At 42.1% G+C, this 23,463-nt stretch carries 18 protein-coding genes; 11 read left to right on the top strand and 7 right to left on the bottom strand.

Features of this window, described 5'->3' with window-relative positions:
- Window positions 1-30 precede the first annotated feature (30 nt).
- From G457_RS0116525 to G457_RS0116510, 4 genes are all read left to right on the top strand, one after another.
- Complete coding sequence (locus G457_RS0116525; protein WP_026947451.1) at window positions 31-1,650, top strand: ABC-F family ATP-binding cassette domain-containing protein; 1,620 nt, start codon at window positions 31-33, stop codon at window positions 1,648-1,650.
- A 5-nt stretch (window positions 1,651-1,655) separates the two neighbouring features.
- Window positions 1,656-3,053 (top strand): sodium:solute symporter family protein, encoded by a 1,398-nt coding sequence (locus tag G457_RS0116520; RefSeq protein ID WP_026947450.1) that lies wholly within the window; start codon window positions 1,656-1,658, stop codon window positions 3,051-3,053.
- Complete coding sequence (locus G457_RS0116515; protein WP_026947449.1) at window positions 3,040-4,221, top strand: class I SAM-dependent rRNA methyltransferase; 1,182 nt, start codon at window positions 3,040-3,042, stop codon at window positions 4,219-4,221. The genes G457_RS0116520 and G457_RS0116515 overlap by 14 nt, the downstream gene beginning before the upstream one ends.
- Window positions 4,222-4,283: 62 nt before the next feature.
- On the top strand, window positions 4,284-4,718 hold the full coding sequence (locus G457_RS0116510) for a hypothetical protein (RefSeq protein ID WP_026947448.1): 435 nt from the start codon (window positions 4,284-4,286) through the stop codon (window positions 4,716-4,718).
- Between the two features lie 62 nt (window positions 4,719-4,780).
- Here G457_RS0116510 and G457_RS0116505 read toward each other — a convergent pair whose 3' ends face one another.
- From G457_RS0116505 to lpxK, 4 genes are all read right to left on the bottom strand, one after another.
- The gene (locus G457_RS0116505; protein ID WP_026947447.1) at window positions 4,781-6,025 is read right to left on the bottom strand and encodes an ABC transporter permease; all 1,245 of its coding nucleotides are present in this window, start codon (window positions 6,023-6,025) and stop codon (window positions 4,781-4,783) included.
- A gap of 92 nt (window positions 6,026-6,117) precedes the next feature.
- The gene (miaE, locus tag G457_RS0116500; protein ID WP_026947446.1) at window positions 6,118-6,729 is read right to left on the bottom strand and encodes a tRNA-(ms[2]io[6]A)-hydroxylase; all 612 of its coding nucleotides are present in this window, start codon (window positions 6,727-6,729) and stop codon (window positions 6,118-6,120) included.
- A gap of 71 nt (window positions 6,730-6,800) precedes the next feature.
- Complete coding sequence (locus G457_RS0116495; RefSeq protein ID WP_026947445.1) at window positions 6,801-8,774, bottom strand: putative porin; 1,974 nt, start codon at window positions 8,772-8,774, stop codon at window positions 6,801-6,803.
- A complete protein-coding gene (gene lpxK / locus G457_RS0116490) occupies window positions 8,749-9,810 on the bottom strand; it encodes a tetraacyldisaccharide 4'-kinase (RefSeq protein ID WP_026947444.1) in 1,062 nt (353 codons plus the stop codon). Before lpxK ends, G457_RS0116495 begins: the two co-directional genes overlap by 26 nt.
- A gap of 40 nt (window positions 9,811-9,850) precedes the next feature.
- Between lpxK and G457_RS0116485 the strand changes: the two genes are divergently transcribed.
- The 3 genes from G457_RS0116485 (at window position 9,851) to G457_RS0116475 (ending at window position 12,224) form a co-directional block, all read left to right on the top strand.
- Window positions 9,851-10,951 (top strand): Nif3-like dinuclear metal center hexameric protein, encoded by a 1,101-nt coding sequence (locus G457_RS0116485; protein ID WP_026947443.1) that lies wholly within the window; start codon window positions 9,851-9,853, stop codon window positions 10,949-10,951.
- A gap of 3 nt (window positions 10,952-10,954) precedes the next feature.
- Window positions 10,955-11,722, top strand: coding sequence for a zinc ribbon domain-containing protein (locus G457_RS0116480; RefSeq protein ID WP_026947442.1), 768 nt, complete (start codon window positions 10,955-10,957; stop codon window positions 11,720-11,722).
- Window positions 11,723-11,813: 91 nt separating this feature from the next.
- Window positions 11,814-12,224 carry a hypothetical protein gene (locus G457_RS0116475; RefSeq protein WP_026947441.1) on the top strand — a complete coding sequence of 137 codons (411 nt, stop codon included), beginning with the start codon at window positions 11,814-11,816 and terminating at the stop codon, window positions 12,222-12,224.
- On the opposite strand, the gene G457_RS0116470 is transcribed toward G457_RS0116475, so the two are convergent.
- Window positions 12,211-12,831, bottom strand: coding sequence for a histidine phosphatase family protein (locus tag G457_RS0116470; protein ID WP_026947440.1), 621 nt, complete (start codon window positions 12,829-12,831; stop codon window positions 12,211-12,213). The two genes, G457_RS0116475 and G457_RS0116470, sit on opposite strands and share 14 nt — an antisense overlap.
- A 50-nt stretch (window positions 12,832-12,881) precedes the next feature.
- Here G457_RS0116470 and G457_RS0116465 point away from each other — a divergent pair, with 50 nt between their 5' ends.
- The 4 genes from G457_RS0116465 (at window position 12,882) to G457_RS0116445 (ending at window position 19,496) form a co-directional block, all read left to right on the top strand.
- Entirely contained in the window at window positions 12,882-13,304 is a 423-nt protein-coding gene (locus tag G457_RS0116465) for a hotdog fold thioesterase (protein WP_026947439.1), read from the top strand.
- Window positions 13,301-14,509, top strand: a complete 1,209-nt coding sequence (locus tag G457_RS0116460) for a chorismate-binding protein (RefSeq protein ID WP_026947438.1) — start codon at window positions 13,301-13,303, stop codon at window positions 14,507-14,509. The genes G457_RS0116465 and G457_RS0116460 overlap by 4 nt, the downstream gene beginning before the upstream one ends.
- Before the next feature lie 2 nt (window positions 14,510-14,511).
- Window positions 14,512-16,194 (top strand): 2-succinyl-5-enolpyruvyl-6-hydroxy-3-cyclohexene-1-carboxylic-acid synthase, encoded by a 1,683-nt coding sequence (gene menD, locus G457_RS0116455; protein ID WP_248602873.1) that lies wholly within the window; start codon window positions 14,512-14,514, stop codon window positions 16,192-16,194.
- A 419-nt stretch (window positions 16,195-16,613) separates the two neighbouring features.
- A complete protein-coding gene (locus G457_RS0116445) occupies window positions 16,614-19,496 on the top strand; it encodes a two-component regulator propeller domain-containing protein (protein WP_026947436.1) in 2,883 nt (960 codons plus the stop codon).
- On the opposite strand, the gene G457_RS22355 is transcribed toward G457_RS0116445, so the two are convergent.
- Together G457_RS22355 and G457_RS0116435 are read right to left on the bottom strand one after the other, a co-directional pair.
- A complete protein-coding gene (locus tag G457_RS22355) occupies window positions 19,485-20,285 on the bottom strand; it encodes a helix-turn-helix domain-containing protein (RefSeq protein WP_162142716.1) in 801 nt (266 codons plus the stop codon). The genes G457_RS0116445 and G457_RS22355 overlap by 12 nt on opposite strands.
- A gap of 198 nt (window positions 20,286-20,483) precedes the next feature.
- The gene (locus G457_RS0116435; RefSeq protein ID WP_026947435.1) at window positions 20,484-23,429 is read right to left on the bottom strand and encodes an FAD-binding and (Fe-S)-binding domain-containing protein; all 2,946 of its coding nucleotides are present in this window, start codon (window positions 23,427-23,429) and stop codon (window positions 20,484-20,486) included.
- Window positions 23,430-23,463 lie beyond the last annotated feature (34 nt).

Here is a 23,463-nt window from a genome sequence, read left to right as displayed (position 1 = left end):
TGCGCCTTCAAAAAAAACACAATTAGTACCATGATTTCTGTAGATAATCTTTCCCTCAAGTTTGGAAAACGAACCCTCTTCGAAGATGTAAATCTAAAATTTACACCTGGAAACTGCTATGGGGTCATCGGAGCCAATGGAGCCGGGAAATCCACTTTTTTGAAAATCCTTTCCGGTGAAATCGACAGTACCTCAGGAAGTATTCATATCACCCCCGGCCAACGGATGGCTGTTTTGAAGCAAAATCACTTCGAATTCGATGAGATAGAGGTACTGAAGACCGTGTTGATGGGTCACAAAAAACTCTACGCCATCATGGAGGAGAAAGATGCGATCTACATGAAGCCAGACTTTTCGGAAGAAGATGGCATTCGTGCATCAGAACTCGAAGCCGAATTTGCGGAAATGGATGGTTGGAATGCAGAATCTGATGCCGCAGCACTACTTTCTGGTCTAGGCATATCCGAAGACCTACATTATCAGCCTCTGAAAGCGCTGGCGGGTAATCAAAAAGTTCGGGTTTTGCTCGCACAAGCCCTTTTCGGCAATCCAGATATCCTGATTCTTGATGAACCGACCAACGACTTGGATGCAGAAACCATCGCTTGGCTGGAAGACTTCTTGATCAATTTTAAGAACCTGGTCATTGTCGTGTCTCACGACAGACACTTCCTGGATGAGGTCTCAACGCACATCGTAGATATTGATTTTGGTAAGATTAAAATCTTCTCAGGAAACTATACTTTCTGGTACGAATCGTCACAGCTTGCACTCAAGCAACGATCTGATCAAAACAAAAAAGCGGAGGAAAAACGAAAGGAACTTCAGGAATTTATTGCAAGATTCTCAGCGAATGTAGCCAAGTCCAAACAAGCCACTGCCAGAAAGAAAATGCTTGAAAAACTGAACGTGGACGACATAGAGCCAAGTTCTAGAAAATACCCGGGCATCATTTTCAAGCCTGAGCGTGAAGCGGGAGATCAGATTTTCATGTCTGAGGGTTTAGAGTTGGTGGAAGATGGAACGACCTATTTCACAGATGTAAATCTAATGGTGGACAAAGGCGATAAAATCGCTTTCATCTCCAAAACCAAGCAAGCGGTCAACAAATTCTTTGAGACCATCATGGAAGAGCAAAAGCCTACCAAAGGCACTTTCAAATGGGGGGTCACGATCAATAAAGCCTACTTACCCAATGAAAATTCCAAGTATTTTAATTCTGACCTGAACCTCATCGACTGGCTGCGGCAATATTCCAGCAATCAGGAAGAAGCTTATGTCAGAACCTTTTTAGGTCGAATGCTTTTCACAGGTGAGGAGACTTTGAAGAAATGTACAGTGCTCTCAGGAGGTGAAAAAGTCCGCTGCATGATTTCCAAAATGATGCTTCAAAATCCAAACTTCCTGGTTTTGGATGAACCTACCAATCACCTTGACCTAGAATCCATCACCGCATTTAACAATGCCGTGGTTGAATTTAACGGGACAGTCTTCATCTCCTCCTATGACCATGCGTTTGTGCAGTCCACGGTCAATAGAGTAGTAGAATTCACTCCAAATGGTGTGATTGACAGACGGACTAGCTATGATGATTACTTGGAAAGTGAGGAAATAAAAGCCTTGCGGGAAAAGATGTACGCTAAAGGCTAGTCGGGTTGCTACTGACGGCCATCATCGTTTATTTGGCAATCACCGTAGGGATCGGTATCTGGTCCTCACGGCTTGTCAAAAACTCGGGGGATTTTGTCCTAGCAGGCAGGTCTCTACCCCTCTTCCTTTCGGCTTCCGCCCTATTCGCCACTTGGTTTGGGTCAGAAACAATTTTTGGAGCATCCTCGGTCTACCTAGAAGAAGGACTTCTTGGCGTAATCGAAGATCCTTTTGGAGGAGCTCTCTGTTTGATTCTTTTTGGAGCTTTTTACTTAAAGCCCATGTATCGGATGAATGTCCTGACCATCGGGGACGTCTTTGGAAGAATCTACGGAAGGAAAGTAGAACTGACAGCATCCATTTTTATGATTCCGGCGTACTTCGGGTACGTTGCTGCCCAATTGGTCGCTTTGAGTTTAGTCTTAGGTGCAGTCACCGACCTTAGTTTATTACAGGGAATCTTAATAGCCGCTGGAGTAGTAGTCCTTTACACCTTTCTAGGAGGAATGTGGGCTATTTCCATCACTGATTTTATTCAGACCACAGTCATTGTTATTGGTTTACTTTGGGTGGCAATTATGGTAGCAAAGCAGGCAGGAGGATTTAAGGCTGTTATCGATCAAGCGCCTGAAGGTAGTTTTCGATTCATCCCTGATGCCAATCCTACAGCTTGGCTCAATTACCTAGGAGCTTGGATGATTTTGGGCTTAGGTTCCATACCCAGTCAGGATATTTACCAGCGGGTGATGTCTGCCAAAAGTCAGAAAGTAGCAGTACAGTCCACCTATTTGGCCGGAATATTCTATTTGTCATTTGGTTTGCTCCCATTATTTATTGCCTTGGGTGCTCGTGTGCTTTATCCCGAACTATCCCTAGACAATAATCAAATGCTCCTACCGAGAATGATTCTCGAGCACGGCGGATTACCCATCCAAATTGTCTTTTTTGGGGCCCTTATATCGGCCATTATGAGTACGACTAGTTCTGGCCTGCTAGCTCCCTCTGCTATCATTTCAGAAAATATCATCAAACCCTATTTTGGACAAAATTTATCAGATAAACACTTCCTTTGGATACTGAGAATCAATGTGGTTTTAGTCGCAATCATCGCTACCATTATGGCTAGTTGGAAATCAAATATTTACGATCTGGTTGCTGGAGCTTCCATTTTGATGTTGGTTTCCCTGTTTGTACCCCTCACAGCAGGATTTTATTGGAAAAAAGCCTCTCGAGGCGGAGCATTTTTGTCTATGATTGCAGGAATGCTTACTTACCTTTTCATGAATTTCATTCCTTCCGATGTAGCCGCCCATCTGTTTGGGTTGGCAGGCAGTATTTTGGGAATGGTCATCGGAAGTTTTCTATTTCCCAAATCAAAAAATCAATCCCATGAACTATCCTAAAATCATCCTCAAAAAAGGAAAAGAAATATCTCTAAAAAGAAGGCATCATTGGGTATTCTCAGGCGCTATTGCCGAGCAAGAAAGCGATTTGGGAAACGGAGCGCTTGTCAGTGTCTATTCAAGAGGAGGAGAATTCTTAGGAATCGGACACTTTTCCAATGGTTCCATTATGGTGAGGATGATTTCCTTCGAAAAATCAGAAATTGATCAGAATTTTTGGGATGAAAAAATTCAGTCTGCTTTTCAACTACGAAACAGCTTGGGCTTGGCAGATAGCAGCCATACCAATGTGTACCGTTTGATTCACGGGGAAGGTGATTTATTACCCGGCTTGATTATAGACTTTTACAATGGCACGGCCGTGATTCAATGCCATCAAATTGGGATGCACCAGCATCTTGAAAATATCAGCATCGCGCTGCAGAATTGCTTTGGAGAAAAGCTAAAAGCTATTTTCGATAAGAGCTCCGAAACGCTGCCCAAGCATTTTGGAATCCATGAAAACAAATGGGTTTATGGTAGCCCAGATACAGATTTGGTTCAAGAATACGGAGCCACCTACCGGATTGATTGGGATAAAGGTCAGAAAACAGGCTTTTTCATCGATCAGCGAGAAAACAGAAAACTTTTGGCGGATTATTCCAAAGAAAAGAAAGTCTTAAACACATTCTGTTATTCCGGTGGTTTTTCAGTTTTGGCTCTTCTAGAAGGTGCAGAAGAAGTTCATTCGGTGGATATTTCTGCCAAAGCCATCGAGCTCACAGAAGAAAACATCAAGCTCAATCCTGAGATCAAAGGCAGGCACGAATCCAAAGTGGCCGATGTAGTCAAATACATCCGTGAAATAGGAGACGATTATGATATTATCGTTTTGGATCCTCCGGCTTTTGCCAAAAACATCAAAGCCCGGCATAATGCGGTACAAGCATACAAGAGACTGAATGCAGAAGCTCTCAAACGAATTAAAAAAGGGGGAATTCTATTTACTTTTTCTTGCTCTCAGGTAGTGGACAAAAACCTTTTTGCGCATACAGTCACAGCAGCTGCCATGGAAACTGGCAGGAGAACTAGAATACTTCATCAGCTTTCGCAACCTGCAGATCATCCAATCAATATTTTCCACCCTGAGACAGAGTACCTCAAAGGCTTAGTGCTATTTGTCGACTAATTTTCGGTCTTTTTGGAAACCTTTTTCCATTTTCAGCTATTTTCACACAAACAAATCGAACTATGTACACAGGATTACAAAATGCACACTCCGGACTGGCTTACTTAGTGCTCATCGCACTGATAGTCGTGATCTTCTTAATGCTTATCGGCTCACTCAGTGGACGTGAGTTTACAGAAAAAGACAGAAAAATAGCACTGATTGCATTCATTCTTTCCCATGTCCAATTACTCCTTGGCTTGATTCTTTACTTTGTGAGTCCAGTAGGACTATCGCTTCTACAAGGCGGAGGAGCTATGTCTGATCCTGCTGCTAGATTGACGGCTTTGGAGCATCCACTTATCAACATCGTGGCGATTGTGCTAATTACTATCGGCTACAGCCGTGCTAAAAAGGCTCAAACATCCCGAGCAAAATTCAGAAGTATTTACATGCTTTACGCTGTGGGTTTGGTGCTTATTCTCAGCAGAATACCTTGGGGCGCTTGGTTGGGATAGTTTTATTAAAAAAATTAATGTCAAAAAACCCGCTGGAATTAGGTTTCCAGCGGGTTTTTTGATTATTCGTATCGAAGTGATTCGATTGGATCCAATTTACTTGCTTTGAAAGCGGGGAAATATCCCGAGAGCAAGCCAACAACCACACAAATCACGAATGCCACAAACATCCAAAGCCACGGCACCAAGAAACCTCCTGGGCCAATGAAGTTGGCGATGACATTTCCGATGGTAATCCCCAGTAAAACGCCTACCACTCCACCAAAAAGGCAAATCACAATTGCCTCGATCAAAAACTGTTGACGGATCCGAAGTGGAGTTGCGCCCAAAGCTTTCCGGATACCAATTTCACGAGTTCGCTCGGTAACTGAAACGAGCATGATATTCATAAGACCAATTGATGCACCCAAAAGGGTGATAAACCCGATTCCAAAACCTCCAATTCGCAAGTAACCTGCTACTTCCTCCAAGCTCTCAGCCACAGACTCACTTTTTGTCAGTTCAAAAGAATCCTCTTCAGTTACTCTGTCTTGACGGATTTTTCTCATAATCCCAATCGCCTGACCCATTTCATACTCCAATCTATCCGGTCCAGAAGCTACGGAAGTAGCCTGATATCGGAAGGTACCACGTTGATCCAGTCGAGAAGCATTTTCCACAGGAATCAATATCTGACGATCAGCTCCTTGATCATTACCTACACCTCCTTGCTCTTCCAATACCCCGATTACGGTATAAGGTCGGCCATAAACGGTTATCTTTTCATTGACTGGATTCTCGTTTGACTCAAATAGTATCTCCTTGATCTCCTTTCCAATGATGCAGACATTGTTTCCATAGCGGATCTCGACATTTGAAAAGTTTCGCCCGGCATCCAACTTTATGGCTTTGATAGCAAGGTAATTATCATCTGCTCCTACTACGCGGACATTTGGATCAGACTTTTTAGAGTCCCTTTTAACCTCAGCGGAACCCGACACTCGGGTGAAGACTGTGGAAATCCCATAGGCAGAATATTCATTCTTGAACTCCATGAATTCCTTGTAGGTAATGATCGGATAGGTCTTCTCCTTCTCCCCTTCTTGGATGGCTCTACCCCCGGAAAAACCCCTATTTCGCAGGTCAAAAGTATTGGCACCTAAACCTGAGAAACTCTCGGCAATCTGTGCTTTGATTCCGTCAATGGCTGTCAACATTCCAACCAAGGAAGAAATCCCAATGGCAATGATGGCACCAGTCAAAATTGTCCGCAGGATATTCACCTGCACTGACTTGGTCGCCTCACGCATATTTTCGATCAAATTCATATTCTGTCCGCTTTTAGAACAATTTCTTTATTCAAAATTTATTTCTGCCAATAAGTATAAGCATTTCACGAAGATACTTCCTAAAATATTGCTTAATGCATTCGATCACCTCGGAGCTCCATATTTTTCATTACCTCAGCCTCGAATTCAAGCCATTCCTTCCAACGCTTATTTACTTTTTCAGAATCTTGGTATTTTCTGGCTAAATCAATAAAGGTCACATAATGGCCAGCCTCCGAGATCATCAATTCATAGTAAAATTTCCGAAGCTCCTCATCCTCAATATTTTTGGACAGAAGCTTGAATCTTTCACAGCTTCTTGCCTCAATGAGTGCATTCATGAGTAATCCTTCTGTCAGCTGATCTTTTCTGCTCCCTCCTTTGCGAACAAAGTCATAAAGCTTCGCCACATATTCATCTTTTCGTTGCTTCCCAAATCGCAAACCTCTTTTGCGAAGCTGCTCCATGACCCGCTCAAAATGTCCCCACTCCTCCGCTACGATCGGAGTCAAAGTATCAACAAGTTCATCCAAATCATTGTATCGGATGATCAAGGAAATGCAGGAGGAAGCCGCCTTTTGCTCGCAATAAGCATGATCAACCAAAATATCTTCAATCTGCATCTCAGCTATTCCCACCCATCGGGGATCTGTAGGTAGCTGGAGATTCAGCATTTTTTCTTTCGTACTTTCTTGCCAACTCATCAGTCAACCAATCTTTTTCTTCAAACGTCTTTTAATCAAACACCAATTTTTCCATCGGGTTCAGGACACCATCAATCGAATAAATACCATGTGATTCCCAAATCAATAAAGGATCGAATTCCAGTGTAGTCAGGCGTTACAAAATACCCCTCTCGACTCATCATTCCCGAATTCAAATGATTGTATTTCAGCAAAACTCGAGTTCTGTTGATTCGGAAATTCAAAAACACGTCAACCACCGGATAGGCATACACATCAAAGGTGTTTTGGAGGTAAAACTGCTGATGAGATGGCCAATAGGCATCCGCAAAATAAGAAGAGTGATAGCGAATATCCAATCCAAACTGCAGGAATACATTTTCATCAAATGCAGGACTATCGAAGTAAAAACGGGTATTTGCAAATAACTCAGGAATTCGAAATGCCTCAGCTGCCCCTCCAGATACACTTGTGAAAATCACTTCAGCATCCCACTGGAATTTTTTACCTACCCGGATAGCTGATTTTACACTTGGCATCAGCATAAATGCCTCTCCGCTCGCCTGAACAGGCAACCTGTTTTCATCAAAATAGATGTAATTGTTTACTCGGTTGATAGTCAAGCCCGGTCTTATTTTAGCTTTGCCGATATCTAGTTTTAGCGTCCCGGTAACTTGGTCCACGCCAACATTGTCGAAATCATTGTCCCAGTTGAAGTGATTACCGGCATATCGCTGCTGCATGGAACTGGGTTTGTAAAGCGCCTTGGTATATTCCACATCCAGCCAGGGAGATTGAAAAACTCCATGAATCCGAAAGGCACCGGGAAGTAGGTATTCCCCATCAGCACTTAATGACCACTTCTCGGAAAGTTTGCCGATAAGTTGCCCGCCGATAAATACCTCATTGAAGGTATTGTCGCTTTCGAAAGCAGGGTTTTGCATTCTACCATTTCGGAGCTTTGCATAGGCATTATAGAAAAAGCCTCCGAAGGTTCCTTTTAATCCAAATTCATTTTTCCACTCTGAAAAATCATGGATATTTCTCGTGGTGTCGGACTCCAGTAATCTAGCAGAGGGATAAAAAAGAGAGTCAGTCGAATTCAGCAAGGCATCAAACCTGATATCCTGACTCTTTCTGTCGAAAACGTGATAGATCTGAAGGCCATCCCTTACTTTATACTCGTGATAGAAATGGTAATCCTGTCTCAGGTCTCTCGCTTGGGAGTTTCGCAACCAAACTTTGGCATCTTCATAAGTGAAATAAACTGAGGTAGAATCCTCTTCAGGAGGAATAATTCCACCAATCTCGTTTACTACATGCCTCATCCTTGAGAAATTCCCTAGAAGCCAATATCGGCCATTTTCAGAACGATAATTGGTGTGCAGCGAGTAGGATGTCTGCTCCACCATATTGTCATCCCTCGCAATTGGATTTAGCGTTTTTCGGGATCGAATAGTATGGAACTCAAATCCAATATTCCATCGCGGATTCACATTGCGGGCAAACTCCAAATCCAACATATTTCGATTCCCTCCACCAAAAAAAGCTGACATATTGGTAAAGGGAGATTTGGTATCGAAGTACTTTCGGGTTTCGGGATTATGATAGTAGATGTCGTATGCATGAAATCCAGATCGAGTACCAATTTGATCAGGTATTTCATAAAAAATAGGCTTGGCAGCGGAGCCGATATTTCCCAAGTCCTGATATTTCCAGCCCCCTTTTGCACGAGGGTCATAATTATGAAAATTGGTCAATGAAGTATCTTGGGGATAAAGCGTCAAACTGTTTCGCTTGATATCTTTTTCATAGAAAAACAAGGCAGTGGTAGGCCCAAAAACCATCCGGGTACTATCGTCCAAAAGAGTTCTCCTACCCGTTTGCTCCTCTCCTTCAACTTCTCCCTGCTGCAAAGCTTCCTGCTGCACTCGCTGATTTGGGTTTTGAACCTGCCGTCCATTTTGGGGAATAGGGCGCTGCGCAAAGGAATGCTGAATCAATCCTAAAAAAAAGAATATAAATACTGCGAGTATGGATTTATTCACCTTTGTGGTCTTTTCCAAAGACTTTTTGTTGGATTAGTTGTAATAGCGCTGTCGCTTCCTCTTGCTCAAACTGGGCCTCTATTGGTAGGACAAAAATCGGAATTTCTCCCAAAAATCCTTTCTTAAGCTGTGATTTAACTTTTACCCCATCTTTCTCTGTCGTCAAAAAGACCAAATTCTTACTTCCATGAGCTGATGCCTTTTGCTTGAGCAACTCATAATCCTTTTCAGAATAAGCATGATGATCCGGAAAATCTACCACATCCAACACTTGATAATTCTGCTCACAATAAGCCCTCAATGCACTGGAATCAGCCAAACCACTGAAAAGAATCACACGTGGAAAAAAAGCCTCTTGATGGATTAAAGCTAGAGGCTTTCCATAATCGATGGAAGAAAAGAATACAGGTGTAGTATCACCCGAATAAGAATTAATTTGCCTCCTCATCTCATCTTCTTGCTGAAAAGTCCGAGAGCTTGGACATTTCGTCACCACGATTGCATCAGCCCTTTTGGCACCTTGGCGACTTTCCCGAAGTCTTCCTGTCGGCAGGAGAAAATCCTTAAAAAAAGGATCATACCAAGTAGTCAAAAGGATATAAAACTGTGCGTGAATAGCTCTATGCTGAAAGGCATCATCTAAAATCAGTAAACTTGGGACCTTATGCTCTTTCAAGATTTCTTCAACCCCTAAAACACGATTCTCAGATACAAAAACCTGAATATCCTGTCCGTACTTTTGGTGTATTTGGTAGGGTTCATCACCTACTTCTGCCACTTTTGAGTCGGGGTTGACTTTTCGAAAACCTTTTGTTACCCTTTCATAACCTCTTGACAAGGTGGCTACGGCATGATCGGAGCGAAAGCTTCGAATCAAAAATTCCACCATAGGAGTTTTGCCGGTCCCTCCCACTCTTAGGTTACCAACGACAACCGCCGGAATCTTGGAATCAGTGCTATTGAAAAGACCCCAGTCATAAAACGCATTGCGTAGACGGGTGATGCCATCGTAGAGAATAGAAAAAGGAAACAAAAGAAAAAGCAACCCTCGCATCTAGAAGAATTCTTATTTTTGATCAAAGAAACAAAAAACCATGGAATACAAAATCCGAGACATCATTTCATTTTTAGATCAACTTGCACCTCCAGCCTACCAGGAGTCCTACGACAATGCACAGCTGATAGCAGGAGATCCCAATCAGCCTGTCAAAGGCATACTTTGTTCTTTGGATTGCACGGAGGAGGTAATAGACGAGGCTATCCAACTCGGAGTAAATTTGGTGGTGGCCCATCATCCGATTGTCTTCAAAGGTCTGAAAAGCCTCACGGGGAAAAACTACGTGGAGCGAACTGTCATCAAAGCAATAAAAAACGATGTCGCGATTTTCGCCATTCATACCAATCTCGACCATGTCTCCAATGGAGTAAACAAGCGGATCGCAGATCGTCTTTCACTTCTCAATCCGAAGATTCTTCAACCCAAAAAGGGGAATTTAAGCAAGCTTACTTTTTTTGTGCCTGAAGACTCAAAAAACCAAGTGCTAGGCGCTGTCTACCAAGCCGGTGCAGGACAGATTGGGGAATACAAAGACTGTTCCTTTCAAGTCAATGGAATGGGAACTTTTACTCCATCCGATGCCGCCAATCCATACTCAGGAAAAGCCGGGGTTCCATCCTACGAACCTGAAGTGCGAGCGGAAGTAATTCTACCCAAATATTTGAGTCAAAAGGTGGTGTCTGCGATGAAAAAAAGCCATCCTTATGAAGAAGTGGCCTTCTACCTTCAAGACCTTGAAAACGAAAATCAGGAGGTAGGTGCTGGAATGATAGGGGAATTGGAATCGCCAATGGATGAGCTAGACTTTTTGGACTATCTCAAAGAGCGAATGAACCTTCAGGTAGTGAGGCACACGGCACTTCGCTGGAAACCTATCAAAAAAGTAGCTGTTTGTGGCGGGGCAGGAATATTCCTTTTGGGAGATGCTAAAAGACATGGTGCGGATGCTTTTGTGACCGCAGACGTTAAATACCATGAGTTTTTTGATGCAGAGGGCCAGCTCATGCTTTGCGATATCGGGCACTATGAAAGCGAAATTTTTACAAAAGAGTTACTATCAGAACTATTGTCGCAAAATTTTCCTAATATTGCACTCTATTTGACGAAAGTAGTTACAAATCCCACATCCTACCGATAGTACATGGAAAGTACAGTAGCACAAAAACTCGACGCTATACACAATTTACAGCTGATAGATTCTAAACTGGATGCGATCATCAAAGTACGGGGAGCACTGCCTGAGGAGGTTCAGGATCTCGAAGATGAAATCGCCGGTTATGAGACCAGACTTGAAAAATTCCGAAATGAAATTGAAGCCTACGAACAGGACATCAAGAATTTCAAGGAAAGCATTAAAGAGTCTGAAAAACTGATTAAGAAATATCAGGAGCAGCAGATGAATGTTCGCAATAACCGCGAATATGATGCTATCACTAAGGAATTGGAGCTTCAGGATCTTGAAATTCAAGTTTCGAAAAAGAAGATCGCAGAAGCAGGCGCAAAAATTGACCAGAAAAAATTAGATCTTGATGATTTGAATGCTGTCATGAAGGACAGACAGAAAGATCTTGATCAAAAGAAAGACGAATTGTCTACAATTGTCTCCGAAAGTGAGGCAGAAGAAGATAAGTTGAGATCAGAAAGAGAAAAATCCATTAAAAAAGTGGATGACAGACTCTACAGATCTTATGAAAAAATCAGAGCTAATGCGAGAAATGGTCTTGCAGTAGTGATGGTGAAGCGTGGAGCTTGTGGCGGTTGTTTCAATACCGTTCCACCACAGCGTCAGGCAGATATTCGCGAAAAGAAGAAACTCATCGTGTGTGAGCACTGCGGAAGAATCTTGGCAGGCGTCGAAGACGAAATCGTCGAAGAAAAGCCAAAAAAGAAGCGTACCGTAAAAGCTTAATAACATTCAAACCCCGGGATATTTTCTCGGGGTTTATTTTTTGCCTTCAAACAAATTTGCTTTCCGAGGACTTTAATGTTTATATTAAGGCATGAGAAAGTTTCTGGCAGTCATATTATTCACTTTTGTAGGACTACAGGTTCAAGCGATTCAACCAGAATCCAAAACTTTTTTGGTCATCTTCCAATCTCAGGAACTCAAACAGCATAAAATAGCACTGAATCAGATAGAAGAGCAATTTTCTTCTTTTGATACCAAAAGCTACGAAGGCAACTCTGAACTTGCCCTTTTCATTGAAATTCCTTCCTGTGATTTTGACGAATGCTTTCTTGGCGACTTTTTAGTAGAAGTTTCAGGAAAAAAATCTTTAAAACTTGAAGACATTGCATTTCGAGTTTATGATTTGACCAAGAATGAATCAGTTTTTGAGAATTTTCTGAGTGAGCAAACACAAATCAAAGAGTCAAAAGCCAAAGGCCGTAAATTGCTTACAGAGCTTTAAGATGAGCTCGGTCATTTGCTTTTCGTAGCACAAATCTATCCTCTCCAAGTTGCTCCAGTAAATAAAGACACAGATTGCTGTGCTCAAATTGATCCATGTAGCGCAGGTCGTACTGAAAAATCAAACTCAAAAATATACGCATGGCTCTACCATGCATGCAAACCAGAATTGTTTCTCCCGGACCCGAAATTATTTTATCTATCCCCCGCTGCAGCCTTACCGCTACTTGATTGGGACTTTCTCCTCCGGCTATCGCATAGTCTAAATTTCCTTCCTGCCACTGATGCAGCATATGCAGGTAATACTCATTTTCCTGCGGAGTCATCGGAGTTCCTTCATATTCACCCCATGAAATCTCATTCAATTCCGCTAAAGCTGTGGTGGGAATTCCTCTATCCACAAATTGCTGAATGGACTGGCGAGTTCGAATGAGAGAAGTATGGTAGATCTGATCAAACTCGACATCCTTGTATGCTTCAAAAAATGCAGCTGCTTGAGATCTACCGGTTTCATTGATAGGTGCGTCTATCCCACTTCCTTGTACTACCCCTTTGAGATTGAAATCGGTCTGCCCATGTCTGACTAAGTAAATTTTTTTTCGCTGCATTTTCTATATTTTTGTCAAAGTTCAAATAAAATCAATTCCCAATAGAATTCATGGTTTTTAAAACAAAGCCTTCCTTGCAACAGCTCAACCAAAGCGGTCAAAACACCATGGTGAGCCATCTGGATATTGTTTTTACAGAAATTGGGGATGACTTCATATGTGCAACCATGCCCGTAGATAGCAGAACCAAACAACCGATGGGCTTGTTACACGGGGGAGCGAATGTAGTGCTAGCAGAGACGCTGGGAAGCGTAGCTGCTTCCTTAACCATTGATTTGAAAAGTCAAACTTGTGTTGGATTGGAAATCAACGCAAACCACCTCAAATCTGTCCGTTCAGGAAGAGTAAAAGGCATTGCAAAAGCCATACATTTAGGAAAAAGTACCCAAGTTTGGGAAATAAAAATCTACAACGAACAAGAGGCCCTTTGCTGCGTAAGCAGAATTACAATGGCTATTTTAGATAAAAAATGATTGAATCCTTAGCAGCCAAATCCATTTCCCAGTACGAGGCTCTTCAGCAAATTCTTCATGCAGGATTCCAATTCGGTGGTTCTTTTGCTTTATGGAAAAGACCAAAAAGTAATGAGTTGGAAATGGTTTTCGATGATTCGAAGCTGGCAAGAAAAGTCAACATTTCTCTCGAAGATGTGCCTTCCGGCTTTATAGTTCATCCTTTTGAAGATCAAGCCGATCATTCGGCCTTTTTTATAGAATCCAAGGAGTATTTTAAAGTTCCTTTTGCAAAAGATCAAAGCGAAACCAACCTACCCGAATGGATTCAAAAGTTTGCTGAACAAGGAGATAAATCTCTTCAATTTGCCAAAAAGTATTTCCCTAAAATCACGGTACAAGAACTCAAAAAAGACGGAGGAGATAAAGAACACTTTCTAGAGCTAGTTCGAAAAAGCATAGAAGCTGTCAAAATGGGATCCATGGAGAAAGTGGTTCCTGCGCGAACCAAAACCTTGGTAATAACAGAAGATTTTGACTTGGGAAAAAGCTTGCTCAATCTAATCCACACCTATCCCAATTCATTTGTGAATTTCTTCCACCTACCCGACGTAGGTACTTGGATGGGAGCTAGCCCTGAGATATTAATCGAGACCAGTGGAGATCATTTTTATACCATGTCCCTTGCTGGCACTCAAGTAGCCCAAGGAGAAAACCCTTTAAAATCAGCCGCCTGGACCCAGAAGGAAATCGAGGAACAAGCACTTGTCAGTCGATACATTGTAGATTGTTTTAAGAAAATCAGACTTCGCGAATACGAAGAACATGGTCCAAAAACGGTCATGGCCGGAAATCTTTTGCATCTTCGATCTGATTTTCGGGTGAATATGAAAGAGACCAACTTTCCTCAGCTCGGATCAGTCATGCTACAACTCCTCCACCCTACTTCAGCCGTCTGCGGGATGCCGAGAAAAGAGGCGCATGAGTTTCTAAAAGCGAATGAAGGTTTTGACAGGAAGTTTTTTGCTGGCTTCATCGGACCGGTCAACATTGAGAATAAAACATCCATCTATGTCAATCTACGGACGGCCTCGCTAAGTCAGGACACTATTACTCTCTATGCAGGTGCTGGAGTGACCGAAGATTCCGATCCAGACAAGGAATGGGAAGAGACCGAGGTGAAATGTAATATCATCGGAAAATTCATTCAAACAGTCAACAATTGACCATGCAAGCCATCGTAGATTTAGTCGCCATTTGTGCGAAAAAAGGCATTCGGCATGCAATTCTTTCTCCTGGTTCCCGCTGTGCCCCTTTGACTCTTGCTTTTGCGAGGAATCCGGAAATCCAGACACGAACAATTTCTGATGAGCGATCCGCGGCATTTATCGCATTGGGAATGGCTCAGCAACTGATGCAACCTGTAGTTTTGGTCTGCACTTCAGGTTCCGCTTCTTTAAACTATTTCCCGGCTGTTTCTGAGGCATTCTTTCAAGAAATCCCCTTACTTATTCTTACTGCTGATAGACCGCCGGAGTGGATCGATCAGTGGGATGGACAGACGATTCATCAAACCAAAGTCTACGGAAAGCATGTAAAGGAAAGTTTTGACTTTCCAGATAGCTTTCAGCACCAAGATCAACTTTGGTTTGCCCAGCGCATAGTCAATGAGGCTATCAATTTGAGCATCAGTGGTCCTAAGGGGCCTGTTCATATCAACATTCCGCTTCGAGAGCCATTTTATCCCAAAAAAGGAGAATCTTTCTATGCGTCCGCCGACCTTCCAATTATTCAAGTCCGAGAAGGTAAAAGAAACCTTTCCCATGAGGACCTTGATGACCTCAAGTCCAAACTAAATGCTTTCAAAAAAATACTAATCGTACCGGGTCAACAGAATCCAGACCCCACTATTTCTGAACTTCTTCAGAAACTTAGCGAAGTACAGCACCTGGTAGTGGTTGCGGATACGATTTCTAATCATCAGATTTCGGGCTCCGTCACTCTGCATGATCATTGGATAGGAAACGAGCCCATCAGTAAGGATTTAGTACCAGACTTGGTTATCAGTTTCGGGAAATCAGTGATTTCTAAATCATTAAAGCTTTTTCTTCGAAAGAATGAAGTCGAGCATTGGCATATTCAAGCTCATCAAGGGCTCCGTGACCCTTTTCAGGGTCTGACTGAGTTCCTTGATTGCGATGCTATATTCTTTTTAAAATGGCTTTCGGAACAAGGCTTTTCGAGCGACAAAGCCTTTCAAGAAAAATGGTCAGGCTTGGAGGAAAAAGTCAGAAATCATTTATTCCACTTTCTTGACCAAGAGGAATTTGGTGAATATCCTGCTTTCAAAAGAGTTTTAGAATATATTCCTGCAAACTCACAAATTCAGGTAGCCAATTCCATGGCGGTCAGATACTTGAACTTTTTGGGAAAAAGACCTCAAGAAATCTATTGCAACAGAGGCACGAGCGGAATTGATGGCAGCAATAGTACTGCAGTTGGAGCAGCTTGGGTCAATGATGGCTTTGTTACTTTGATTACTGGAGACTTAGCCTTCTTCTACGATCGTAATGCCTTTTGGAACAATTATCCTACTCCCAACTTGCGGATCATCTTACTGAATAATCACGCAGGCGGAATTTTCAGGCTAATTGAAGGCCCATCGCAGCAACCGGAGTTGGAGGAATACTTTGAGACCGAGCAAACACTCAATGCTTCCTATTTGGCCATGGAACAAGGGTTTGATTATGCATTAGCCCGTGATTCCGAGGAATTGGAAGCTTACCTCCAAGATTTTTACCTAGAGAGCTCACAACCGAAAATCCTTGAGATAGAAAGTATCAGTAGGGAAAATGCACAGATTATCAGCCGAATAAAAAAACGTATTGCTCAGGAGCTTTTAAGAAGTTGAGATCAAGTTCAGAGCTTTTCTTTCATCCAATTTCTCTATCTTTAATTTCCCAAACCCTGCGAACAAAATTTAAATTGTTTTGATTGGATCAAAGAATTAAGATCACATACTTGATTCTTTGGTGATGCATGATTTATCCCTGGGTGTTTTATTCCAAAGTAGCTTTGCGAAAATTCAGAGGTTTTTTTTGATTAAGATAAAATCCAAAATGAAAAAAAGCATTTTCAAGCCAATACCAAACCCACACAATAACACATCAAATAGCTAAAATAATTTTCACAGAACCATCACAGCCTATTCCAAAACCAACCTTATTTTGATTAAAATGGCATATTTTGGATCAAATGAGATAGACTCAACTCAACTTTATATACATCATGCCATTTTTTTTTAACTTTAACCAAAACCCAAAATAACAGATGATCATTCGGCTTATCATTATCCTTCTGATAGGTTCTATATCGGCAGCTCAGGCTCAGGTACCCGGTCTCCCTTTTTCGAAATACTATTCTTCCAACGACTATCAGGGAGGTATCCAAAACTTTGCTTTTACCCAGAGCACATCGGGGATGATTTACGTGGCCAATAACTTTGGACTCCTGGAATATGATGGTACTGAATGGAGGCGGTACTCTTTGCCGAATAGCACCAAAATACGGGATGTAGCCATTGATGAGTTTGGGACTATATATGTATCCGGACAAGCAGAATTTGGATATTTCAAAGCAAATTCTCAAGGAAGGCTCCAATACCAGTCACTATTGGAAAAGTTGCCAACTGAGAAGCAAAATCTAGAAGAGATTTGGAAGATCTTGTTCATCCGGGACAAGGTGGTTTTCTGTACACTGGAGGAGATCTTTATTTTCAATAAAAAACTGGATTTAGAGGAAGTTCTGGAAGCAGAGTCAGAGTTTGAGAGTTTTCACTTTGCAAACAATAACCTGGTAGTCAATCAACGTGGCAAAGGTTTACTTTCCTTAGAGACTGGAAAATTGGTCTCAATGGATAATAGTGAGCTTTTTGGTGATAAAGTAGTCGTAAGCTTTATCTCCCTTGCTGGGAACCGACACTTAGTTTTCACTCAAAACGAGGGGATTTTTGAAATCAGTCCTGGGCAAGTCAAATCATGGCCAATTAATCTACCATCTGAAACTCAGATAAACCGTGCGCTTAGGCTTAGAAATGGAAACATAGCCCTTGGTACGCAGCGACATGGGATTTTTATAGTAGACCAGAATGGCCGCATACTACTCCGCATGAACAAAGAAAAAGGGTTGAGAAATAATTCAATTCTATCGCTTTTTGAAGACACCGTCGGAAATCTCTGGATAGGTCACAACAATGGGATCACCTTACTAGAATTGAGTCTGCCTTTCCGCTTGATTGATCAGTTTTCAGGTCTTCCAGGAACAGGATATGACGCCTACCTGAAAGATGATAAACTCTACTTTGGTACCAATTATGGCCTTTTTTCAAAAGAAGAAAGCTCAGAAGACGAAACGGAGATTGAGCCTATTCCAGGTGGTACAGGGCAAGTTTATCAGATTTCGCAGATCCAAAATCTCTTGCTTTCGGCACAAAATAATGGTGCATTTAGTGTAAACAATCGGAATATATCATCCCTTGGAGGGCCAAATGGAATTTGGAATTTTCAAAGCCTGAAAGATCATCCAAATCTTATCATAAGCGGTAGCTACAATGGCCTTCTACTGTTTGAGCTTACCAATGGATCAGCTCGATTCCTTCGGAAAATCAAGGGTTTTGATGAATCGTCCCGACTGATCGAACAGGACAGCAATGGAGATATTTGGATGGCGCATGGCTACAAAGGAGTCTATCGACTTCGCCTTAATGAAGCTTTGGATTCCGTAGAGTCTAAATATTATGGAATAGAATCTGGATTGCCTACCACCTTGCTAAACAGTGTGTGGAAGCTCAATAATCAGGTTGTTTATTCGACGGAGTATGGTATTTATCGATATAATTCGGATTCAGATCGATTCGAGAAAGATCCCAATTTTGAGCCTTATTTCGATTATGATTTTTTAGCCACTAGCATGGTAGAAGATCCGGCAGGTAATATCTTTTATATCGGCAGTGACGAAGTAGGAGTCTTAGAAAAGCAAATCAATGGAACCTATCAAAAGAATCATCAGATTTTCAATAAGATCAGGCCTTTCTTAAATGATGATTTGCAGAATATATCGCTCATTCGGCCAAATGAAGTTCTATTTGCTGCCAATGAGGGATTCATTTGGTATAAACTTGATAGGAACTACCGAGTATCGACGGTATTCCCCACCATGATTCGATCGGTTTATCTTACGGGAATATCAGACTCCATTATTTCAGAAGGAAATTACTGGCTCAACGACACCTTAAATTCAAATGAGGCAAATGAGGAAATTACAACGGTCCCTTATGAAATGGCTCATTTTAGATTTGAAGCAAGCAATCCTATTCCAAACAATGAAAACACCACTCAATATCAGTTTTGGCTGGAGGGCTTTGAGGATGACTTTAGCGAATGGTCTACCAGAAGGGATAGGTCCTACACCAACTTGAGAGAAGGCAACTATATTCTTCACGTTCGTAGTAAAAATATCTATGATCAAGTCGGTCAGGAGGATCAGTTTACATTCAAAGTATTGCCACCATGGTATCGATCGACACTTGCATACCTAATTTATGCAATATTGACGATCACCCTGCTTTACTTACTCTTCCGTATAGCTGATCGAAAATTGAAAAAAACAACCGCGAAGATTCAAGCCGCTCAATCCAAAGTCATCGAGCAAAAGGAAAGTGATTTGCAGGATTCTCAAAAAGAAATCGAACGCCTCAAAACTGAAAAACTAAAATCTGAAATTCAGGGAAAAAATAAAGAATTGGCCTCAGCTACGATGCACTTGATCAATAAAAATGGCTTTATCGTTCAGACAAAATCACATCTCAACAGCATCATCAAAAAGAGTAAAAATCAAGAGGTCAAAAACGAGATCAAAAAGATCATTTCCAGCATTGAAAAAAACATTGCCGGTGACAAAGACTGGGAACAGTTTGAAATGCATTTCGACGAGGTACACGGGGATTTTATGTCTCGATTCAAGTCAAGATTCCCTGATCTTAGTCCACAGGAAATCAAATTGAGTGCATATTTGAGGATGAATCTTTCATCGAAGGAAATAGCCAATCTGATGAATATCACGATTCGCGGAGTCGAGATTGCCCGATATAGACTTCGGAAAAAAATTCAATTGGAGCGTTCTGAAAACCTTCAGGAATTCATCCTAAAATTCTGATACTTTGATTTGAGAATCGGGGGAAGACTTACCCCCGATTTTTGTTATAAAATAAATCATAAGCCCTATTTGTCCGATTTCTCCCAACGTAAGGGGAATCAAGCCCAGAAAAGCTGCAATTCCGGAAAACAAAAAAACTCCAGCTACTATGGTAAGCACTCCAACGATCAAAGGGATGAAGGAATAGCGATTTTTGAAGGAAGTAAAGGACATTCCCAACAAAATATAAAAAAATCCAAAAGAACTGATCTTAACCATGTAATAATCTCCCAGGTTGAAATAGTCAGTTTGTAAAGCAAGGATATCGACTAGACCCCAAATAAGATTAGCCCCTATCATTGCCCAGGCTGCAATTTTCAAAAAGGAATTTGAAAAAAAACCGGCTAGCCTGACCCAAGCAAACATAAATAATACGTAGCCAAAATAAGTGAAGACTTTAATCAGTGAGAAAGCTGTGCGACTGATGGCTTCTTTACCTTCTAAAAACTCTATCTCATATCCTATTTCAAAAATCGAGAGAAAGAAATAGATAATACCTGCTGCAATCCCCAAATAGACCAAGGTACTATTTTGAAACTTACTTTCATTTTGGGATCTTTCTTCTATACCTGAAAAATCCAAAGCCTCAAATAAAGCTTTTACGGTGTACGACCTTGGAGTAACTTCTCCTGCCTCGATGCGCTGAATAGTACGCACATTCAAATTACATTTTTCAACTAACTCCTCTTGTGTGAGCCCTTTGGCTTTTCTCAATTCTGAGATTTTCTTGCCTAATTCTGGTTGCTTCATTGTGAATTGTATTTTTGGTTTGACCATGGCAAGTTGTTTTGAATAGAGAAACTTTAGGACGAAAATGGGGCGGAATTGACCCGACATTTTCCCGACATTTGGGTAAAAATAGCCTTTATGCCTTTTTTAGCCATTTAAAAAAGCCAAAATCAACTTGGCTAAATAATCCGAAGCAAGGAGGAAGATTTTAATTTCTGTTTAGTTTTTCAATGCTTTCCACAAAATCTCAACCGGATGCATTGCCTTTCGTCCGGTGCCATCTGCTATCTGATGACGGCAAGAAGTACCTGGAGCGGCGATGATGGTTTCGGCTTCTGTGTTTCTCACTGCAGGGAAAAGTACCAACTCCCCTACCTGCTGTGAAACCTCATAATGCTCAGTTTCATAGCCAAAGCTACCGGCCATTCCACAACAGCCACTTGGGATCGTTTCGACGCTGTAGTTTACTGGAAGGGAAAGTATCTTCTGCGTCCAAGTCAAAGAAGAAAGCGCCTTTTGATGACAGTGACCATGAAGCTTTATTTTTTGGGTTTGAGCGGTAAAGGAAGAAGAATTGATATTCCCGGCAGCTACTTCCTTGCCCAAAAATTCATCAATCAAATGCACATGAAACTTCAATTTCTTCGCAGCATTGACCAATTCTTTGCTGACGATTCTAGGATATTCATCCCGAAAACTTAAAATAGCAGAAGGTTCCAAACCAATTAAAGGCGTATTCCCATCTACCAAATCAGCAAAAATTCGCACATTGGCCTCCGCATGCTTCTTTGCTTTCTGCAAAAGGCCTTTAGAAAGAGCAGATCGACCACTTTCCTGATGATCCACAATTTTAACTTCGTATCCCAGTTTTTTCAAAAGGGAAATAGCTTTTGTACCTATTTCAGTGTCATTGTGATTGGTAAACTCATCCACAAAGAAATAAACCGACTTGATTTTATTTGAAGGTCCTGGAAGGGAAGCGTAGTGCTTTTTGTACCACTTTCGAAGGCTGATACCGCTGATTTCGGGTAGGTTTCGCTTGGGAGCAACACCCAGGACAGATTTCATCAATCCTCCTGTCAAGGAGTTTCTCAAAAAAAAGTTGGCAATTCCCGGCACCTTCGATCCCAATTCATTCAACTCATTGATATAAGCAAAAGCTTTGGAGCGAAGCGGAACTCCGTGTGTCTTCTGGTATTGATATAGAAATTCGGCCTTCATACTGGACATATCCACGTTAGATGGACATTCTGCAGTACAGCCCTTACAGCTGAGGCAAAGATCTAAAGCTTCTTTGATCTCAGGATGGTCAAAAGCGTTCTCTTTTTTATCCAGCGTCAGAAACTCCCGAAGTGTGTTTGCTCTACCTCTAACTGTGTCCTTTTCATTCCGGGTCGCCATATAACTCGGGCACATCGTTCCTCCCGATCCCGGAAGTTTGCGACAGTCTCCCGAACCATTACATTTCTCAGCCATTCGGAGGATTCCTCCCACATTCGAAAAGTCAATAGCCGTTTGATGCACAGGTGTTTTCATACCAGTCTCATAGCGGAGAAATTGATTCATGGGAGCAGCATCCACGATTTTGCCCGGATTGAAAATATTTTTCGGATCCCAAGTGAATTTAATCTTGCGAAACAGTTCATAATTCTTTTCCCCAACCATCAGCGGGATAAAGGCTGCCCGAACCCGTCCATCTCCATGTTCGCCGGAAAGCGAACCTTGGTATTTCTTCACCAAATCAGCGGAAGCACGGGAAATTTTGTAAAAATCCTCTACTCCTTCCTGCGTCTTCAAATCCAAAACCGGACGAAGATGAATCTCCCCAGCCCCAGCGTGGGCATAGTGCACCGGCTTTTGATTGAAGGCAACCATCATCTCATCAAACTCGGCGATGTAATCCGCCAGGTCATCGATATCAACGGCCGTATCTTCAATGCATGCCACCGCTTTAGGGTCTCCGGGGATATTTGCCAACAAACCCAAACCGGCCGCTCGGAGTGCCCACGCAGAAGCCACCTTTTCAGGTTCGATGATGGGATAGGCATAGCCTAGATTGGCTTTCTTTAGATCAGCGATCAAGGCTTCCCCTTTTGTAATAGCTTCCTCCAGTGTTTTACCCCGAAACTCAATCATCAAAATTGCTTCAGGGTCACCCTCAACGAAGTACCTGTTTTTGGAATATTCGATACTCTCCTTGGTACAGTCCAAGATGATTTTATCCATCAGCTCTACCGCAGTAGCAGGATGCTTCATCGCTACTTGAGCAGACTTCATACTTTCATGAATACTTTCAAAATGAGCTGCAACCACAATGTCCACCGGGTCAGGAAGTGGGTCTAAAGCAATTTTGATTTCGGTTGTGAAAGCCAAGGTTCCCTCAGATCCGGCCAGGAGTTTACAGAAATTAAATTTTTCCTTTCCTTCGAAAAGCTCCGCTTTGAGCAATGCATCTACTGCATAGCCTGTATTCCGGCGATGGATGGACTTCTTGGGGAATTGGGAATGGATTTCTTCCCGAACCTCAGGATTATTTAATTCATCAAAAATCTGCCGATAGAGACTTCCTTCCAGATCTTTTTGCCCACACTTTCGGTCAAAATCGTCTTGAGAAATTTCTCCGAAGACGACTTTTTTTCCATCGCTGAGAATCGTGTTCAGGGAAATTACCTTGTCCCGAGTCACCCCATAGACAATGGAAGTAGTTCCCGAGGAATTATTCCCCACCATACCGCCAATCATAGCTCGGTTGGCTGTGGAAGTAATCGGACTGAAAAACAGACCGTGAGGCTTGAGAAAACGGTTCAACTCATCCCGAACGACTCCCGGCTGCACGCGAACCCAGCGCTCTTCTTTGTTGAATTCAAGAATTTGGGTAAAGTGCTTCGACACATCTACCACGATGCCATTTCCCACACATTGCCCAGCCAGCGAAGTTCCTGCAGTTCGGGGAATCAGTGAGGTACCGTTTTCTGAAGCAAATTGGATGAGCTTCTGTATATCAGACTCAGTTTTTGGAAAGGCAACGGCAAGCGGCATCTCTCGATAGACAGAAGCATCGGTAGCATAAAGCGTCCGACTCAGTCTATCAAATTGCAGGCTACCTTCAAGTTGAGTAGCTAGTTTTTCTAATTGAGGTACTAGGTTGGGTTGGTCTGAAAGCATGGGGTAAAAATAGCTTTCTTAGTCAGATAAAGGA

Origin of the sequence: Algoriphagus marincola DSM 16067 (assembly GCF_000429405.1) — a bacterium.
Lineage (GTDB): Bacteria > Bacteroidota > Bacteroidia > Cytophagales > Cyclobacteriaceae > Algoriphagus > Algoriphagus marincola.
This window is presented reverse-complemented; position numbering and strand designations above follow the sequence as displayed.

What these genes read in the sequence shown, in the direction of transcription:
- menD (WP_248602873.1), top strand. Translation starts at nt 14,512, where the DNA reads ATGCAAGCCATCGTAGATTTAGTCGCCATTTGTGCGAAAAAAGGCATT.
- G457_RS0116480 (WP_026947442.1), top strand. Translation starts at nt 10,955, where the DNA reads ATGGAAAGTACAGTAGCACAAAAACTCGACGCTATACACAATTTACAG.
- G457_RS0116465 (WP_026947439.1), top strand. Translation starts at nt 12,882, where the DNA reads ATGGTTTTTAAAACAAAGCCTTCCTTGCAACAGCTCAACCAAAGCGGT.
- G457_RS0116475 (WP_026947441.1), top strand. Translation starts at nt 11,814, where the DNA reads ATGAGAAAGTTTCTGGCAGTCATATTATTCACTTTTGTAGGACTACAG.
- G457_RS0116510 (WP_026947448.1), top strand. Translation starts at nt 4,284, where the DNA reads ATGTACACAGGATTACAAAATGCACACTCCGGACTGGCTTACTTAGTG.
- G457_RS0116525 (WP_026947451.1), top strand. Translation starts at nt 31, where the DNA reads ATGATTTCTGTAGATAATCTTTCCCTCAAGTTTGGAAAACGAACCCTC.
- G457_RS0116485 (WP_026947443.1), top strand. Translation starts at nt 9,851, where the DNA reads ATGGAATACAAAATCCGAGACATCATTTCATTTTTAGATCAACTTGCA.
- G457_RS0116435 (WP_026947435.1), bottom strand. Translation starts at nt 23,429, where the DNA reads ATGCTTTCAGACCAACCCAACCTAGTACCTCAATTAGAAAAACTAGCT.
- G457_RS0116505 (WP_026947447.1), bottom strand. Translation starts at nt 6,025, where the DNA reads ATGAATTTGATCGAAAATATGCGTGAGGCGACCAAGTCAGTGCAGGTG.
- G457_RS0116515 (WP_026947449.1), top strand. Translation starts at nt 3,040, where the DNA reads ATGAACTATCCTAAAATCATCCTCAAAAAAGGAAAAGAAATATCTCTA.
- G457_RS22355 (WP_162142716.1), bottom strand. Translation starts at nt 20,285, where the DNA reads ATGAAGCAACCAGAATTAGGCAAGAAAATCTCAGAATTGAGAAAAGCC.
- G457_RS0116470 (WP_026947440.1), bottom strand. Translation starts at nt 12,831, where the DNA reads ATGCAGCGAAAAAAAATTTACTTAGTCAGACATGGGCAGACCGATTTC.
- G457_RS0116445 (WP_026947436.1), top strand. Translation starts at nt 16,614, where the DNA reads ATGATCATTCGGCTTATCATTATCCTTCTGATAGGTTCTATATCGGCA.
- lpxK (WP_026947444.1), bottom strand. Translation starts at nt 9,810, where the DNA reads ATGCGAGGGTTGCTTTTTCTTTTGTTTCCTTTTTCTATTCTCTACGAT.
- G457_RS0116460 (WP_026947438.1), top strand. Translation starts at nt 13,301, where the DNA reads ATGATTGAATCCTTAGCAGCCAAATCCATTTCCCAGTACGAGGCTCTT.
- miaE (WP_026947446.1), bottom strand. Translation starts at nt 6,729, where the DNA reads ATGAGTTGGCAAGAAAGTACGAAAGAAAAAATGCTGAATCTCCAGCTA.